At 35.6% G+C, this 17,349-nt stretch carries 17 protein-coding genes; 11 read left to right on the forward strand and 6 right to left on the reverse strand.

Going from position 1 to position 17,349, the window contains the following annotated elements:
* Positions 1 to 161 precede the first annotated feature (161 nt).
* Both ACG59Z_RS14495 and ACG59Z_RS14500 read left to right on the forward strand, forming a co-directional pair.
* A complete protein-coding gene (locus ACG59Z_RS14495; protein ID WP_162281026.1) occupies positions 162 to 527 on the forward strand; it encodes a DNA transfer protein p32 in 366 nt (121 codons plus the stop codon).
* Positions 528 to 740: 213 nt separating this feature from the next.
* Positions 741 to 1,097 carry a DNA transfer protein p32 gene (locus ACG59Z_RS14500; protein ID WP_311087016.1) on the forward strand — a complete coding sequence of 119 codons (357 nt, stop codon included), beginning with the start codon at positions 741 to 743 and terminating at the stop codon, positions 1,095 to 1,097.
* A 39-nt stretch (positions 1,098 to 1,136) separates the two neighbouring features.
* On the opposite strand, the gene ACG59Z_RS14505 is transcribed toward ACG59Z_RS14500, so the two are convergent.
* Positions 1,137 to 1,622 carry a DUF4442 domain-containing protein gene (locus ACG59Z_RS14505; RefSeq protein ID WP_263612771.1) on the reverse strand — a complete coding sequence of 162 codons (486 nt, stop codon included), beginning with the start codon at positions 1,620 to 1,622 and terminating at the stop codon, positions 1,137 to 1,139.
* Between the two features lie 117 nt (positions 1,623 to 1,739).
* On the opposite strand from ACG59Z_RS14505, the gene ACG59Z_RS14510 reads away from it, so the two are divergent.
* The 5 genes from ACG59Z_RS14510 (at position 1,740) to htpG (ending at position 7,615) form a co-directional block, all read left to right on the forward strand.
* Positions 1,740 to 2,621 (forward strand): alpha/beta fold hydrolase, encoded by an 882-nt coding sequence (locus ACG59Z_RS14510; RefSeq protein ID WP_400199945.1) that lies wholly within the window; start codon positions 1,740 to 1,742, stop codon positions 2,619 to 2,621.
* 101 nt (positions 2,622 to 2,722) lie between these two features.
* Positions 2,723 to 4,147, forward strand: coding sequence for a Na+/H+ antiporter NhaC family protein (locus tag ACG59Z_RS14515; protein ID WP_263612773.1), 1,425 nt, complete (start codon positions 2,723 to 2,725; stop codon positions 4,145 to 4,147).
* A gap of 327 nt (positions 4,148 to 4,474) precedes the next feature.
* On the forward strand, positions 4,475 to 5,056 hold the full coding sequence (locus ACG59Z_RS14520; protein WP_263612774.1) for an OmpW family outer membrane protein: 582 nt from the start codon (positions 4,475 to 4,477) through the stop codon (positions 5,054 to 5,056).
* 183 nt (positions 5,057 to 5,239) lie between these two features.
* Positions 5,240 to 5,593 (forward strand): lysozyme inhibitor LprI family protein, encoded by a 354-nt coding sequence (locus ACG59Z_RS14525; protein ID WP_400199947.1) that lies wholly within the window; start codon positions 5,240 to 5,242, stop codon positions 5,591 to 5,593.
* 102 nt (positions 5,594 to 5,695) lie between these two features.
* On the forward strand, positions 5,696 to 7,615 hold the full coding sequence (gene htpG / locus ACG59Z_RS14530) for a molecular chaperone HtpG (protein ID WP_400199948.1): 1,920 nt from the start codon (positions 5,696 to 5,698) through the stop codon (positions 7,613 to 7,615).
* 85 nt (positions 7,616 to 7,700) lie between these two features.
* Here the strand turns inward: htpG and ACG59Z_RS14535 are convergent, their stop codons facing one another.
* The 3 genes from ACG59Z_RS14535 to ACG59Z_RS14545 all read right to left on the reverse strand — a co-directional run bounded on the left by ACG59Z_RS14535 (position 7,701) and on the right by ACG59Z_RS14545 (position 10,928).
* Positions 7,701 to 8,603, reverse strand: a complete 903-nt coding sequence (locus ACG59Z_RS14535; protein ID WP_400199949.1) for a selenocysteine synthase — start codon at positions 8,601 to 8,603, stop codon at positions 7,701 to 7,703.
* Between the two features lie 122 nt (positions 8,604 to 8,725).
* Complete coding sequence (locus tag ACG59Z_RS14540; RefSeq protein ID WP_396480253.1) at positions 8,726 to 9,865, reverse strand: hypothetical protein; 1,140 nt, start codon at positions 9,863 to 9,865, stop codon at positions 8,726 to 8,728.
* A 352-nt stretch (positions 9,866 to 10,217) separates the two neighbouring features.
* Positions 10,218 to 10,928 (reverse strand): DsbA family oxidoreductase, encoded by a 711-nt coding sequence (locus ACG59Z_RS14545; RefSeq protein ID WP_400199952.1) that lies wholly within the window; start codon positions 10,926 to 10,928, stop codon positions 10,218 to 10,220.
* 177 nt (positions 10,929 to 11,105) lie between these two features.
* On the opposite strand from ACG59Z_RS14545, the gene ACG59Z_RS14550 reads away from it, so the two are divergent.
* Positions 11,106 to 11,864, forward strand: coding sequence for a hypothetical protein (locus tag ACG59Z_RS14550; protein ID WP_086263171.1), 759 nt, complete (start codon positions 11,106 to 11,108; stop codon positions 11,862 to 11,864).
* 21 nt (positions 11,865 to 11,885) lie between these two features.
* Here the strand turns inward: ACG59Z_RS14550 and ACG59Z_RS14555 are convergent, their stop codons facing one another.
* Entirely contained in the window at positions 11,886 to 12,251 is a 366-nt protein-coding gene (locus tag ACG59Z_RS14555) for a MerR family transcriptional regulator (RefSeq protein WP_279715536.1), read from the reverse strand.
* 72 nt (positions 12,252 to 12,323) lie between these two features.
* Here ACG59Z_RS14555 and ACG59Z_RS14560 point away from each other — a divergent pair, with 72 nt between their 5' ends.
* Positions 12,324 to 12,968 carry an RBBP9/YdeN family alpha/beta hydrolase gene (locus tag ACG59Z_RS14560; RefSeq protein ID WP_400199954.1) on the forward strand — a complete coding sequence of 215 codons (645 nt, stop codon included), beginning with the start codon at positions 12,324 to 12,326 and terminating at the stop codon, positions 12,966 to 12,968.
* Between the two features lie 70 nt (positions 12,969 to 13,038).
* On the opposite strand, the gene ACG59Z_RS14565 is transcribed toward ACG59Z_RS14560, so the two are convergent.
* Positions 13,039 to 13,755 (reverse strand): hypothetical protein, encoded by a 717-nt coding sequence (locus tag ACG59Z_RS14565; protein WP_400199956.1) that lies wholly within the window; start codon positions 13,753 to 13,755, stop codon positions 13,039 to 13,041.
* A gap of 278 nt (positions 13,756 to 14,033) precedes the next feature.
* On the opposite strand from ACG59Z_RS14565, the gene ACG59Z_RS14570 reads away from it, so the two are divergent.
* Both ACG59Z_RS14570 and ACG59Z_RS14575 read left to right on the forward strand, forming a co-directional pair.
* Positions 14,034 to 14,525 (forward strand): hypothetical protein, encoded by a 492-nt coding sequence (locus ACG59Z_RS14570; RefSeq protein WP_400199958.1) that lies wholly within the window; start codon positions 14,034 to 14,036, stop codon positions 14,523 to 14,525.
* A gap of 112 nt (positions 14,526 to 14,637) precedes the next feature.
* On the forward strand, positions 14,638 to 17,349 hold a 2,712-nt coding region (locus ACG59Z_RS14575; protein ID WP_400199960.1), incomplete at its 3' end, for an ATP-binding protein.

Below are 17,349 nucleotides of genomic sequence, written 5' to 3' on the forward strand. Positions count from 1 at the left end.
AAGGCACCTCAGGGTGCCTTTTTTATTTATATTCATTTTTAACAATTAAAAGTTGTAATTACATAAACACATTAAAGAGCCATTATTTTATTACTTAAGCAGGATAAAGACTCCACAAAAACCCATTAGGCTACCTGCTTATGAAGACTGGAGTAAATCGAATGAAAAAAATGATGATGATTGCAGGTGTGGGTTTGATGTCAACCACTCTATTTGTGGGTTGTCAAAATGCAAGTCCAGAAAGCAAACGTATTGGTTCAGCCGCTATTGGCGGTGGTGCAGGTGGTGCTGTAGGTAAACATGTGGGCGGTAATATTGGTGCAGGCTTAGGCGCGGCGCTTGGCGCAGGTGTGGCAGCCAATGCAAAAGGGTCTAGTAGTAAAACTGTACGTAATAGTGCGATTGGTGCCGGTGTGGGTGCTGTATTAGGTGGCGCAATCATTGGTGGTGATTCAGGCGCTGCTGCAGGAGGGGCGCTTGGTGGTAGTGCAGGTGCGGCTTATGAAGAGAAAAAAGGGAAATACTAAAATTACCCTTTAAGATATTTAAAAAAGAAGCTCTTCATTAAATAAGAGCTTCTTTTTTGTCTCCTTAGTAGATTGAAATTTAAATAATTAACTCTACATTGAAGGCCTTTACAAAATATCAATCGATTGCCACAGTGCGATAACACAAACTGATCAAATTACTCATAAAAGAAGATTATGCTTTGATAAGAGCACAAAGGAGTGAGTACGGTCATGAAAAAAACAATTGGTTTAATTTCTACTTTAATGTTATCTGCATTTATGTTCACTGGTTGTCAGAATATGAGTCCATCTGACCAGCGTATTGGCGCAGCTGCATTAGGCGGTGCTGTTGGTGGTGGAGTTGGTAACCATGTGGGGGGTGGTATAGGTGCGGGTGTCGGTGCAGCAGCAGGTGCTGGTGTAGGTTCAAATAGCCAAGGCGGCAGTAAGCAAACCACGACCAAGAGTGCGATCGGAGCTGGTATCGGTTCTGTGGTAGGTAAAGCAATATTGGGTGGTGACTCTGGTGCTGCAATTGGTGGCGCAATTGGGGGTGGTGCTGGCGCTGCGATTGAAGAAAAGAAATAAAATTTACTGAAATAAAATAAGCGCCTTAGAGCGCTTATTTTATTGTTGAAAAGCTTTTGCTTTTTTACGGCGAATGTAGAGAGTCTTTTGTACTTCAGCAATTCTCACACCTGATTCATCAAAAATATTTAGATGATATGTTCTGAGTACAGGAGCATAGTTTTCGGCGAGTTCTCGAATCTGTTCAATTTCTGCTAAATCAACTCGGATGTCGGCATAAACAGTACTTCGGCCAGGTGATAAAAAATTAATCTCAGCCGCTTTATCCCAGACAATGTATTTTGATCCTAAGTGATGCATAAGAATCAGCATATAGAACGGGTCTACCATCGAGTAAAGACTTCCACCAAAATGAGTACCTACCAGATTTTGATTTTTCCAGGTCAGCGGCATTTTTACCCGAACATGACAAAGTTCTAAGTTCATGACTTCAATATAAATCCCTGCTCCACGATAAGGTGGGTAGTGGTTAAATAAGAATTTAGAAATTGAAGGAATGTTCTGAAGTTTTTTTAAAATAGCCATAATAGTCAATTTTTTTTATTGCAACACTGGTCATACTAGATAAGTATCATCTTTTTTATATTGATGGCAATGCTTTATCCGATTAACGACATGATCGATTGAAAAACAAAATAGGAAATGATTATGCAGCCAAAGATTTATACAGTAACAACAAGTGATCAACAAACTCTATGTGCCAAGGCTTGGGGTGATGAGAAAAATACTCCATTAGTTTTAGTACATGGTTATCCTGACAATCAGGAAGTATGGGAATCGGTCGTTGAGCATTTAATCAATGATTTTTATATTGTTACTTATGATGTCCGTGGAGCGGGCTTGTCATCTATTCCTAAACGAATACGAGATTATCGTTTAGAGCGTTTATCTTTAGATTTACAAGAAATTGTCGATGAAGTACTCCCAAACCGACAGTTCCATATGGCCGCACATGATTGGGGCTCAATTCAATCTTGGGAGTCTGCAACTGAACCTAAATTTAAAGGTCGCTTGTTATCGTACACGACCATCTCCGGTCCTTGTTTAGATCACGCTGCACTGTTCTTAAGAGATAAATTTAAAACAGATCCTGCAAAAATCTTAAAAATATTAACGAAATCATGGTATATCGGTGCGTTCCATTTACCATTAATTGCTCCAACAGTATGGTCTCTGTTTAGTCCAGAAAAATGGGGCAAAATATTAAAAGACTTAGAGCGAAAAGATAATTTACCGTTAAATAGTAATATTTCTGCTGACGGTAAATATGGGATTAATTTATACCGTGCTAATTTTATTCCTCGCTTAACAGCTCCTCGCCAGCGTTATGCACAGTGTCCAGTCAAAGCAATAATTTTAAAATACGATACTTTTGTGAGTCCTGAATATATTACGGAAGCAATGCCAAAATGGGTTGAAAACTTTGAGTATGTTGAGCTTGAAGCAAACCATTGGGCTATTTTGAGTCAGGCTGAAAAAGTGGCAGGCCACATTCGTCAGTTTATTGAATCACAAAGCAAATAAGTGACTGTTTAATATACGAAACTGCTCATTCGGCGATATTTTCGGCTTCGTAGATGCGAATCTGATAGAATATCGCCTTTTGTTTTGTTCTGAATTTGTTCATGAATGCTGTTGTTGTGGCGATTGCTGTGATGTTTTTACTCTCACTAGCACGCGTTTCTGTCGTATTGACATTAGTGGTCTCTGCCATTGTTGGTGGTCTTGTCGCGGGTTTAAGTCTTTCTCAAACGGTTGAAGCTTTTAATGCAGGGCTAGGTGATGGTGCCGAAGTTGCTCTCGCTTATGCCGTATTAGGCGCATTTGCACTTGCTCTTTCTAAATCAGGTTTACCCGACCTACTTGCTCATAAGCTTATTGGTCTTTTGGGAATGGAAGCGGGGAAAAGCCGTGAAACCAAAGTAAAATATTTACTCTTAGGTATTTTACTGATTGCTGCCATTTTCTCTCAAAACCTGATACCGGTTCATATCGCATTTATTCCTGTACTTGTACCGCCATTATTACGAGTCATGAATCATTTAAAACTAGACCGCCGCGCAGCAGCTTGTGTTTTGACTTTAGGTTTAGTGGGTACCTATATTTTTCTACCTGTCGGCTTTGGTGCGATTTTCCTTGAACAAATCTTAATGGGAAATATCAACAAAATTGGTGCTGCTTATGGTTTGCATGTAGAACGAGGCATGATGCCAATTGGCATGGCAATTCCAGTTCTAGGAATGGTTTTAGGTACTTTGGTCGCGGTGTTTATTAGTTATCGTAAGCCAAGAATTTATGCAGATCGTACCATTACTCCTGTAACCACCATCGATTTAGATAAACCTCTGCGTGCAACAGCGCAAGATGAAACAGCAGATCTAAAAGCAGATGCAGAAGAACTTAAACATGAAGCAGAGCAAGGCCCTGTAATTGCCAAGAAAACAATTTTCATGGCTTTACTGGCGATAGGCCTCACTTTAGTTGCACAGCTTTATTCTGGCTCAATGATTTTGGGTGGTTTAGTAGGCTTTGCAGTTTTGTCTACAGCAGGCATTTTTAAGTGGCAAGATGCAGATGATGTCTTTGTACAAGGCATGCGAATGATGGCTCTAGTGGGCTTTATTATGATCTCCGCTGCGGGTTTCGCATCAGTCATGACGCATACAGGGGATATCAATCAACTGGTAAAAGGTGTGGTTGAAATCATTGGGGATAATCGTGCGCTTGCAGCTTTCTTAATGCTTTGTATTGGTTTATTTGTCACGATTGGTATCGGTTCATCTTTCTCAAGTGTTCCTGTTTTAGCAGTTATTTATGTGCCTTTATGTGTACAGTTTGGCTTCTCGCCATTAGCAACGATTGCACTGATTGGAACAGCAGCGGCTTTAGGTGATGCAGGGTCTCCAGCTTCCGATTCAACTTTAGGACCTACAGCTGGCTTAGGAGTAGATGGGCAGCATGATCATATTTGGGATACTGTGATTCCAACATTTATCCACTTTAATATTCCTCTACTCGTTTTTGGTTGGATTGCAGCCATGGTTTTATAAGTTTTTATAATATATTGAATTAAAACCTCCTTAACAATTATCTAAAGATAAGCATTAAAGAGGTTTTTTTATGTTATAAATAAAACATGCATTTAAAATAAATTATATTAAAATACTCGGAATTTAAAGTATATTAAAAAGGTTGGTTATATAAAATAATTCTGATTAATTAAGTTGGAATAAAAACCAATTAAAATGGTTGGTTAATATATAATTTTATTTAAAACAGTTATTTAAAAATAAATATAAAAATAATTTTATAATGGGTGTTGCATCAATTTAAAATAAATGTTTATTATAAATATAAATAAGGTTGGAGATATTAAAGTGTTCAAAAAAGCGTTGGTTATTGCATTAATGGGGATGTCTTCATTTACTTTTGCTGGTAATTGGCAAGTAAAATTTGGTGGTAGTGTTATTGCTCCATCTGAAGATACAACAACTGCTTTAGGTGTGGTAAAGGCTGATAATGAATATGCATTTACACCATCAGTTGAATACTTTTTTGGCGAATCTCCTTTTTCGGCAGAATTATTATTAGCAACGCCGGTTAATCATGATGTTTTATTAGATGGTCAGAAAGTAGCGCGTATTAAACAATTACCACCGACAATTACCGCGAAATATCATTTTAAAAACTCGACTCGTTTTACACCGTATATTGGTATCGGGGCGACAGCATTTATTCCTTGGGATGAACAAGGTGTTGCTGATAAAGTAAAAGAAGATTTTGGTGTAGCTGGGCAAGTTGGTTTTAACTTTCAACCTGCTGATGCAAAAAATTGGGGTGTATTTGTAGATGTTCGCTATGCGGATATTAGCCCAGAAGTTACTTTAACAAATGGTGCTAAATTCGACTTGGATATTAACCCGTTTGTTTACACTTTAGGTTATAGCTATAAATTTTAAGCATAATAATAAATAGAAAAAATATAATAACAAACCTAGACTCAGGCACCTCACATAGATTTTATGTGAGGTTTTTTATTTTATTGTTCTCACTAAAAAAAGCATAAAACAGACAGTTTTCTACATATTCTTTCAACCTTTATTTTTAAACTATTTTTTATATATCTTTAAAGGAATAACCTCATGAATAGAAAATTCGCCATAGGCCTAGTACTTTTAAGTGGTATGGCTTTTACTCACAGTGTGCAGGCTGCTAGTTTCTCTTGCGATGCAGCAAAAACCAAGACGGAACTCAGTATTTGTAAAAACCGTTCTTTAAATGATGCAGATGTCAAAATGGCAACGACTTATCAAATTGTTTTACATGCTTTGCCAATGGGTGGTCGTGATAATCAAAAAGATACGCAGCAGCAGTGGTTGAAAAAAAGAAATGCTTGCGCAGCTAATGTAAGTTGTATTTCCAAAGCTTATCAACAGAGACAACAACAGTTGGATTCTATCTTACAAGATAGGGTATTAAGTCACGGTCCATTTTAGTTAAAGAAAAATTTTTTAATATTCAGGATTGAAAAATTCTAGAAGTACTCCATTCATAAAGCATTCGAGAACAAACAAACTTCAAAATTTAAGGAGTGATTTATGAGTGAACAAGCATCACAAAATTATAGTTTCCAAGCAGAAGTAGCCCAGCTTTTACATTTAGTGACGCATTCTCTCTATTCGAACCCTGAAATTTTCTTGCGTGAGCTTATTTCGAATGCATCTGATGCATGTGATAAGTTGCGTTTTGAAGGAATTAATCATCCTGAATATTATGAAAATGATCCGGACTTACATGTACGAATCAGCTTAAATAAAGAAGATAAAACGTTAACGATTTCTGATAACGGTATTGGTTTAAGCCAACAAGAAGCAATTGATAACTTAGGTACCATTGCAAAATCAGGTACTAAAGACTTCATGTCAAAATTGACGGGTGACCAGAAAGCAGATGCTCAGTTGATTGGTCAGTTTGGTGTTGGTTTCTACTCAGGTTTTATTGTTGCCGATAAAATTACGGTGGAATCACGCCGTGCAGGTTTAGATGCTTCTGAAGGGGTGCGTTGGATCAGTGGCGGTACAGGCGAGTTTGAAGTTCAGCAAATTGATAAAGCTTCACGTGGTACTGATATTATTCTTCACTTGCGTGATGACGCGCTTGATTATTTAGAATCTTATAAAGTTAAGCAGATCGTTAATAAATATTCTGACCATATTAGTTTGCCAATTGAAATGCAAAAAGAAGTTTGGCAAGAAGAGGAAGTCGCTGAAGGTGAAGAACCTAAAGGTGGCCAAATGGTCAAAACTGACGAATGGGAAGTGATTAACTCTGCAAGTGCTTTATGGACACGTAACAAAAGTGAAGTGACTGAAGAGCAATATGTTGAGTTTTATAAAAACTTAACGCATGACTTTGAAGCGCCACTGGCTTGGGCTCATAACCGTGTAGAAGGTAGTACGGAATATACCCAGTTACTTTATATTCCAAGCAAAGCTCCTCATGACATTTTTACACGTGAAGCAAAAGCGGGAATTAAGCTGTATGTAAAACGTGTATTCATTATGGATGATGCGGATAATTTAATTCCAAATTATTTACGCTTTGTACAAGGTGTCGTGGACAGCGCCGATTTACCGCTTAATGTGAGCCGTGAGTTGTTGCAAGAAAGCCGTGACGTTAAGACAATTCGTGAAGGTAACGCACGCCGTGTACTCACTTTGCTTGATGGCTTGGCTAAATCAGAAGATGCAAAAGACCAAGAAAAATTCAAGACGTTCTACACTGAGTTTGGTTCAGTGCTTAAAGAAGGCTTGGGTGAAGACTTCGGTAATCGCGAGCGTATTTTAAAATTATTACGTTATGCAACTTCAACAAATGATGAAGTGGTAACTTCTTTTGCAGACTATAAAGCGCGCATGAAAGAAGGCCAAAAAGCCATTTATTACGTTACTGCTGACAGCTTAGCTGCTGCTAAAAACTCTCCACAGCTAGAGTTGTTTAAGAAAAAAGGCATTGAAGTATTGTTAATGGCAGAGCGTGTTGATGAGTGGGCAATGAACTTTGTTCATGAGTTTGACGGTACGCCATTGAAGAATGTATCTAAAGGCGCTGTTGATTTAGGTGACTTGCAAGATGCAGAAGAGAAAAAGGCACTTGAGCAAGCGGCTGAACAGTTTAAGCCTGTGGTTGAGAAATTAAGTGACTCGTTGAAGGCTAAAACTAAAGAAGTACGTGTAACAACCCGTTTGGTAGACTCTCCAGCGTGTTTAGTAACAAGTGAAGGTGAGTTGTCTCCTCAACTTATTCGTATGCTGAAACAAGCTGGGCAAGCTGTACCTGAAATCAAGCCAATTCTAGAAATTAACCCTGAGCATCCTTTAGTGAAAAAACTTGAAGGTTCAGAACAGTTTGATGATTTGGCAAACGTGATTTTTGATCAGGCTGTGATTGCAGAAGGTGGTTTACCAGAAGACCCTGCAGCTTATGTGAAGCGTATTAATAGCCTATTGTTGAAATAATTTTTTGATATAAAAAAAGCCTCTGAACTGTCAGAGGCTTTTTTGTGGATAAAGAAAGAGTTATCCACAATTTAATGATTTTTGGTTAAAAATTAGCTTCAAGATTCATTTGTACACTAAGTTGATGCTTAGGGTCATCATCAATATGATTAAAAAAATTAAGATCATTTTGCATAAAAATCCAATCTCGCCATATAGGCTGACGCCATGACAGATAGGGGCCCCAACTATTTACCCGCATGTCATTTTTGGTATATACGCCACCACTATAAATACCGTAAGTCAGACTATTATCTTTTACAAACTCAAATTGTTGAAAAGTCCAATTACCCCAGTTGTATTCTTCATTTTCACTCTTATTCACATTAAATTTGTTAGCGAATAGGGTGTTGTCTTGCATTTTCTGCGTTAAGTTGAGCGTTGTTTCCGTATAGTTTCGGCTGGTTGAACCGTAGCGAAAGACCTGTTCGGTATCTATGCTTATGTTATGTCTTAAATTCCATTTTTTCTTGGCAAGAAATTGTACGTAAACATCACTGTCTGAATTTGAGCCTAAATCAAGATTATTTTCGAAAGGCATCCATGTTGAAATCGTATCCCAGCTTGCTGTAAGTAGATTACTAACCGAAATATGAGGTGTTGAAGCTTTCTTCTTTTTCTTACCCAAGGTTTTATAAGGGTGCTTGGGCTGAGTTGCACGGCTCCATAACGTATCATTTCCAAACACCGCCATCAGGTCCTGAATAAGTGCGGCATCTGAATCATTATTTGTTTCTGCTTCACAGGGTGAAGGTGAAAAAGAGAGTGTATGACTATTATTTCTTATGAATAGGGTGGACGAATGTAGAGATCGTCTTGTAGAGCGTTGATGCTTAAAAGAAGTAGAGAAAAGTTGCGTATGAGGAATTAAAACCAGCATACCTAAACTATAAATACAAAGTAAGGCTTTAGATTTATATTCGAATGAAAAAGAAGAGCATTGATTCATTTTTCTGAAAATCAGGAATCAAAAGTTAGCTCAGTATTGTAAGGGAAAAAGCTTAAATTTTTATTTAAAAGTATTTTATTTTTCACCACCTTGGAGACAGCCTCCAAGGTGATTCTTAGCAATTAGAACAGTGCTTCTAAACGTAAGAATGTGCTGACAAAATGGTTACGGTCTTCACGGTGGTCATTAAAGTAATTGACGTCGCCTTGTACAAAGAACCATTCACGAAAGAGCGGCTGACGCCATGATACAAATGGTCCCCAACTGTTTAAGCGTAAATCGTTGTCGTTGTAATAGCCACCTGTATAAATACCATAATTAAAACGGTTATTTGCAAAGAAACTATGTTCGCGGAAAACTCGGTTTTCCCATGTCAAATCATCATCTTGATCATCGGCATACGTTAAGCTGAACTGGTTCGATAAGATCGGTTGATTTGGACGAGCATGGGTAAGCTCTAGGTTAGTACGTAAATAATTTTCACTATGAATACCATAGCGATAAATTTCTTCAGCATAAAACTTAAAGTCATTACGGAGTTGCCAATTTCTCGATGCTTTTAAGCGAACATACACGTCGTCTCCAGAACGGATACCTAAGTCGGCATCTGTTTCAAACGGCAGTTTTTTAGAGAAATTTGACCAACGTAATGCGATTGAGCTGTTGTCATCTCGTGTTCGTTTAGTATCAAGTTTCTTATTTGAATCCTGATTTGGGTTTTGGTTAATATTGGCTGGACTATTATTAAATTCGTTATCTAAAGAGTCATCACCAAACACCACGCTTAAGCGTTTTTCTAGCGTAGGGAGTTTAATCTTCCCGCGTATTCTGGGTTTGATTTCAAAGTTATCGTACTCATTCCAATAGTTATCAACCATTACACGGATGGTTGCGGTAGCTGGTTTTTGAGGGTCGACTTCACCAAACCAGTTATCAATTTTTTCAGATGTATGATCAGCCCAATTTCGAATTTTCTTTTGCTTACGGTCAAACCAAGTCTGATCTTCGGTTTGCTCGGTGGGTGGAACAATAGGTTGATTGGACTGTTCCGGAAAAATCGTTGGGGTGGCATCAATCCACCTTGGTATTTGATCTAAAAGATTTTCATCTTTATTTTCTTCGGTTTGTACTCCAGATGACGAACCTTTGACTTGCTGAGTTGAAGAAGAGTTTACTTCTGCATGAGCCATGCATACTGAACCAAATCCTAAAGTTACAAGTGCGAAAAGCTGCCGATACGTAATAACGTGAAATGTTTTCATATCTATCTTTTATGTTTTGTTGTTATTGTCACTTTTGTTGATTTTTCTAATAAAATCAAGAGGACGACACAAAAGTTAAGTAAATTTAACTTTTCTTACATATTTGAAATAAGTTAAAAAGTTTAAGCTATTAGCGAGAATTTTTAAGCAAAAAAAATCCCCCAAACTAGGGGGATTTTAGATCAAGGAAACTTCAAATTCCGATCATTAAACACATAAAAAACAGAACATTACAGCGCGAATATTCTAAGTCGCAATCATAAACACATTTTAAACAATTGAATAGTTCTTTTTTTAGAACGCTCTATTGCTAAAACGGTGATAAAACATACGATTTGTTCACACTTTACAATTAAGACTGTTTATTTTGTGGGATATCACATGTTTCATCATTACAAACAGCTGCGTCATCTTGCTCGATTTCTTCAGCATTTGCTTTGAGCTGTGCTTGTTCTAACACTTGTAAAAACACTTCACGAGGCTGTGCACCTGCAAGCGCAATTCTTTGATCAAATACAAAGAAAGGTACGCCAGTTACATTGAGCTGCTCGTGTGCAATTTTTTCGTCATGACGAACGAAGTCAGCCAATTCATTCGTATCGAGTACATATTCAACTTCGGCATTATCAAGGCCAATACGAGAAGCAATTTCCTCTACGACTTCACGTTCGCCAATAGCTAAACCTTCAGTCATATAAGCATGGAAAAAGGCTTCTTTTGCTTCGTTTCCTAAACCTTTACTTTGTGCAAGGTGGATAATACGGTGTGCATTAAAGCTATTGCCTGAGTTGGCTTTTTGCCATTGGAAGTCAATACCTTCAGAAGCAGCCATGGCCGCAATGTTGCGTTCCATTTCTTCCATCTCTTCATAGGTACGGCCATATTTTTTAGCTAAACGTTCAGTATTTGAAGTGTCATGTTTTGCGGGAGCATCAGGATCTAGTTCGAAACTATGCCAGTGAATATCAAGCTCGATACCTGCCTCGGCAGCGACATGTTCAAGGCGTTTTTTGCCGATATAGCAGAAAGGGCATACTACATCAGACCAGACATCAACACGCATGGGAGAATCTCATAAATATAATTTACCCATCATAATAGGGATGATGTACACGGATTTAAAGCATTGAATGGAGAATAGAGTGTTGCGTATTGTGAAATAAATGGCATATAAAGAGCTATAAGCTCTATTTTATAACTATAAAGAGCAAAACTATAAGAATGGAAATAGGAGGTGTTTATGCGCCGAGTTTTGATTGCAATTGCAAGTCTGGTTGTTATTACGAGTATTGTTTTTTTTACCTATCAACATATAAAACAGCAGCAAGCCAAAGATAGCAGTCAAATGTTTGATGTGGTAATGACTGAAAAAATGAATCAGCTTTATGATCAGGCCCAAGACTGGACTAAACCTGTACAACTTGATATTCAAGATAAACGGCTGGCAGGACACTACAAACAAGTCTCAGAGTTTCTTTTGAGTTATTGGGTCCAAAATGTAAATGCACGTAATGAATATTTAAGAGAATTAAAAGCGGCGAAATGGGATACGTTTTTAAATGTTGACCGTTTAGATCATGATAAAAAACAAAAATATGCTGAAACCGAAAAAATGCTAGCCGATGTTCGCAGAGCTTCAGATAAGTATCAATCCGAATATGAAAAAATTCATAAAACCTTCTTGGCAAAAATTCAGGAACTGTCTGTTGATAAAGAGATGAGACAAATCCTCGAAATAAAATTAGGAGCTCAGCAAAAAGCCGATCAGGACCATGCAATTTTTATGATTGAGCTACAAATTTTAGATAAAGCAGAAGAAATGTTTAAGCTTTTAAAAACTTATCCATGGCAAAAGAAAGATCAGATGATACTTTTCCATGAAAATGCTCAGGTCAAAAAGTTTAATGCATTGTATCAAGACGTTTTAAAACTTAATGCAAAAATTGAAAAAATTAAGAAAAAGAATGTAGCTGCCTTGGAAGGGGAGTTAAAAGAATAGCGACAGGAGGAGCATCACTTTTTAAATATTGGTGCTCTCAGCTTTTCCTTTCGCCAAGAAAAATTGTAATAAACTTTGAGAAGTTTGCAGTTTGTTTAACTGATCGGACACATGCTTAAGTTCTGTTTGTAGTTTTTCTTGAACCACTGGACACAGCGTAAATACCCGTTCATCTAAATCAAAACATGGCAATAAAACATGAATATCTTTCAGGTTCATACCTGCGTCATTTAATATTTTAATTTTCTTAATATTTTCAATATCTTTTTGCGTATAACTTCGATAATTATTACTCGCTCGATGAGGCTGTATAAGCCCTAAATTTTCATAATACCGCAGCATACGTGGGCTTACTTTTGTGAGCTCGGAAACTTTAGCTAGGTTCATAAAATATGGGTTGACCTTAACAGTGGTGTCATAGTTTAGCATGTTTTTATATTTCAAAATGGTACTTGTTCAATGATTAGAAAACTCATTTTATTGGTGATATTCGGATTAATGCCATTTGTTACAAATGCCAAAACCCTTGAATTAAAGGAGAAGAACATGCGTCAAATATTTGTGCTTCACGGTTACTCAGCTTCTATCAATGATCATTGGTTTTTGGACCTAAAACATCAAATAGAAGATGAAAATACAACTGTTACTTTAATACCATTTCCAGATTCTGAGCATCCCGATGTAGATGCTTGGCAGAAGGTTTTAGATGAACAGATTCCACAGGTTAATGAAAATACCTATTTTGTGGCACATAGTTTGGGTGTGATTACTTTGCTGCACTTTTTGCAAAGACATGATTATAAAAATATTGGAGGAATGATTTTAGTATCTGGATTCTCTGGACCAATTGCAGATTCTTCCCCTCTCACAGCTTATATAACAAAGAGCAAAGTCGACACCAATTATTTTAAGAGCATAAAGAAAAAGTTGGTGTATTTATCTGATAATGATGATTTGGTTCCACCAAAACTGACGATTCAATTGGCTAAGGATATTGATGCGCAGTACATTACTGTTCCTAATGGCGGGCATTTTTTAGGTCGGGAAGGTTATACGTCATTTCCACAATTAGTCGATTCTTTAAAAAAAATGTTAAATGATTAATAAAAAATCCCCGCATTGAGTGGGGATTTTTTATCTTTACTGAAAGTTTGTAATTTTTATTCGTAATCTATTAAGGCTGGTAAATGATACCCATAACTTTCGCAGGTAAAGCGATAATATCGAAAGTTAAGGTAAACGGAAGCAGTGGTAAACTTGCTAGCTTCTCTTTAGTTGATAAGGGCACTTTTCCGCTTTTATCGTGAAGATATTGGATTCTAACGTGATATGGCTTAGATAAAGGGGTTATTGTTTTAAGATTGTTTACAGGAGGATAAACAGTTCCTTTAAGATTTAACTCAAATTTATGTAGTTCTAATGTCTTTTCATAGTCACATGGAACTACACCATATTTTTTAAATAAAGCTGCTTCTTTCTCGTTCAATTTCCTATTAGGTGGGGTGTAAGAAAATCTAATATGTCCGTAAAAACGGTTACTATTCGAAGCTGGAGCATTAAAATCTAGCTCATTACTGATTTGAATATATTGTGGATTTAATTGACTAATTAGTTGAACGAAATCATTACCGCCTTCACTAATAACATAACTATATTTTTTCCCGGCGATGATAATACTGTCCTCTGGTTCATTAGGGAGTGATACTGATGGTCTACCAAATGCAATTACATCATCTTCGGTTAAAGTGATCCATTCATAGCCTGAGTCGTATTTTGTAAATAGCTCTCGTGTGTTTTCACCAATAATCCGATTACGCGCACAACCAGTGAGAAAGAAACTGACTAGTAGACAGCTTATGAGAATATTCTGATTTAATATTTTAAAGTTCATTATTTCTGTTGAATTCAATAGATTTATAAGAGGCTGACTATAAACAAAAAATCGTAATATTTAAATCTGACAATAAGATATGACTTAGCCATATTCAAATTAATTTCTAAAACCTTTTATAGACTTCTTTTTAATAAGTTTAAAAATCTAATGTTATTTACCGTTTATCTGAGCCTTACTGAATCAAAAAGTAGTTTGTTGTAGCCTATTTATAGAGACCTTTATTTGAATCTTCATCTTTTGATTGAAATAGGATGACTGATTTTTTGGAGCAAGTTATGAACTTTCTAAAACAATCAGCTTTGATTGCTGCATTTGCTTTTATGGGTTTGCCAACTGTTCAGGCAGAAGAGGTAACGACTTTACCCACTATTCGAGTTATGGCTGAATCTGAGCTACGTGATGAGGTGGGCTTTGTACCGTTTCAAGAAGATAAGAAGGTACGCCAAGCACTACAACACCATGAATATAAAATACATAACGATATACAGAATGCTTTAGTCCCTGAAGGTATGACGACCATAGATTATCAGCCCGTTATGGCGCAGCCTGATCTCTCACAACTTTCTCCATTTTTACGAGAATATATTTTGGCGGTAGCGGGTGGAATCCAATCTTCTGACCCAACCAATGGTCTTTTTGAAATGTTAAAGCCGCTGAATATTAACCGAAGTAATGTTGATGCTTATCGTGATGGTACGATGAAAGTAAATCTTAATGACCTTATAAATTTACAGCAGCAAATTCAAGACGGTTTAAAAGGGCGATAAAATAAAAAAAAGTATTGAGTGGGAATTTTTATTTAAAAATAATCAGTTATTTTGATCGAAAAATAAAAGATGCGGTATTATTAGTGTAACTATACTTTTAAAAAATAAAGATATGAGCACTCAATTAATTGCACATCTAAAAAAGAAATGTGAAGCCGATGACAACGTAAAAATTTTACTTTCTCAGTGGGAGTTTGATCAAAAACTTGTTGGTAAAGCTTTAGAAAATATTGGGGGTTTTTATCCGCACTTTAGTAATCATAATGCCTCACATTCACAGCAGATTTTAGTCAATATTGAGCGTATTTTAGGAAATGATATTGATTTATTAACCGCTACAGATACTTGGCTTATTCTTGAAGCTGCATATTGGCATGATGTTGGAATGTTAGTTGATGCAAAAAATGCAAAGGAAGTGCATTTTAATCCTGACTTTAGTTTCATGATCCAAACGATTGCGACTGAAAAAGGGCATGATCTTCAGAAATTTTGCCAAGCGTATGTTGAACAAAATTGGTTGTCGGCAATTGGTACTGTAGATCATCCTTTTGATGGAATTGAACAATATCGTCAATTAGTTGCTGAGTGGTTTAGACGTGGGCATGACCAGCGAGTTGGCAAGATTGTTGAAGATCCCTTTAAAGATTTAGGTATTACTTCACCCAGAACTGAACTATTACCAAACCGAATTTATCGATATTTAGGGCAAATCTGTGTTTCTCATGGTATGAATTTTGATACTTTAATGGAGTCATTACCTTATAAACAGACTGGGTTGGGTACAGAAGATTGCCATCCACGTTTTATAGGGTGTTTGCTTCGTTTAGGTGATCTATTTGATTTAGATGATAACCGTTTCTGTCCAGTCATGGCAAAGCACGTCAGCAATATACCTTCAGTAAGTAAGCATCATCATGATAAGCATCTGTCTTTGCGTGAGTTTCAGCTGGATAAACGGACTGTGAAACTTGTTGCGGAATGTCCAGATGAAATGTCTTATGTAGAAACACAAAATTGGTTTGGTTGGATACGAGAAGAATTCCAAAATCAAATGTCACAATGGAATTTGATAACACCAAGTCTTATGTTTGGTTCTTTACCAACAATTGAACAATTAGATGTAAGAATGCAAATAAAAAATGATAATGGAATAAAAAGTGAAAAAATTCTATTAAATAATAAGCCGATGAAATTTACATTAGATGAAAAAAATGGAATGGAATTATTACAAGGCGCAAATTTATATAAAGATGAATTTAGTATTTATAGAGAATTAATTCAAAATGCTATTGATGCAACAATGTTAAGAATATGGCTAGAAGAAGATCAAGAACAAATAAAAAAAATGCATCCATACCATCCTGATTTTATCGATATATGTAAAAAATATCCCATTGAAATTGATATAATAAAAGTTAAGAATAATAAAGAATTAAATAAAAATTTATGGGAAATCATTATCAATGATAATGGTATTGGTATAAGTCTTAAAGATTTAAATTATATGCAAAAGATGGCTGGTTCTAGTAAAAATTATGAGAAGAAAAAAATAATCGATGATATGCCTGTTTGGATGCGTCCATCAGGTGAATTTGGAATCGGTTTACATAGTGCTTTTTTATTATGTAAGGACTTATCCGAAGAAAATCAATTTTTAAAGTTTACTACTATGAATTATTTTAGTAATGAAAAATTGAAAATTGAAATGAGCTCTCCGTTAGGAAGTAAAAAAGGTTATTGTTTTATCACAAAAATCGAAAATACTAAAAGAAAAATCGGAACTGAACTTAGAGTTAGATTTTTAAGTAAATTTGATTTTTCTCCTTATTATTTAAATGTGGAAGGGTGTGACTCAGAAGAAATAGAGCATAATAAAATAAAATTATATAAGAAAATAATATATCATTATATTTTAAGTAAAACCCCTTTTTATAATTTTGAAAACAATGATTATAAATGGGATAGTGAAAGATTAATAGCCTACAGGTTTTATATTTCTGAGAGGGAAGAGCAATTTAAATCGAGCTTCAGGGGGCAGGATGCATTTTTTAATGAATTTAGACATGGTCGTTCAGTTGTCGATTACCATATAGACTATTATGGATTAAAAGCTAGCAATACTTTAAATATTAGTCGTGATAAATGGAATGAAAGTTTTATAAGTATTTTAGAGGCCGATATAAAAATATATTTGGAAAAATACATTGAAGATTGTTCAACTACAGAAAAAAAATTTATAGGTAAATTAATGGACTATAATTTAGATATTGACCAAGGTTGGAAGGAATATAAAATAAATTTTTTTGATAAGTCATTGTTACTTGGTGATTTAGTTAAAAAAGATATCTTATTTGTTGATGTTGATATGTTCGAGTTTTTAGATGAGAACTTTGATCCTAATGTTGAATATTTTGTGATGTCACATAAGAATTTCAAAATTATATATAAATTTATTACAAGTCAGATAAAAAAAGATTTATCTCATTGCAAAATTTTTGAAAGTGATGCGATTTTTTTTGATGCATATGGTGATGAAAGACTTGATATGAAGTCTTTTTATATTTCTGCAAAAGGTACAAACCCTCCAAGTAGTATTAATAGCATAAAAATAAAATGGGAGGATTTTTCTAGCCGTCAACCTGTTGGGTATGATCATTATAATATTTTTGAACATTTAAATAATATGGTTACGTCTGTTAAATATAAAATTTATAAGGAAAAAATAGGAGAACAGTTGAATGTTATTAGAGATAAGGGGATTTGTAGTAAATATGAAATTTTAAATATTAATTGGGGTAGCCATAAATGTATAATTAATCCTTAC

The sequence above is a fragment of the Acinetobacter sp. ABJ_C1_1 genome, from assembly GCF_044684115.1.
GTDB classification, from domain to species: domain Bacteria; phylum Pseudomonadota; class Gammaproteobacteria; order Pseudomonadales; family Moraxellaceae; genus Acinetobacter; species Acinetobacter nosocomialis_A.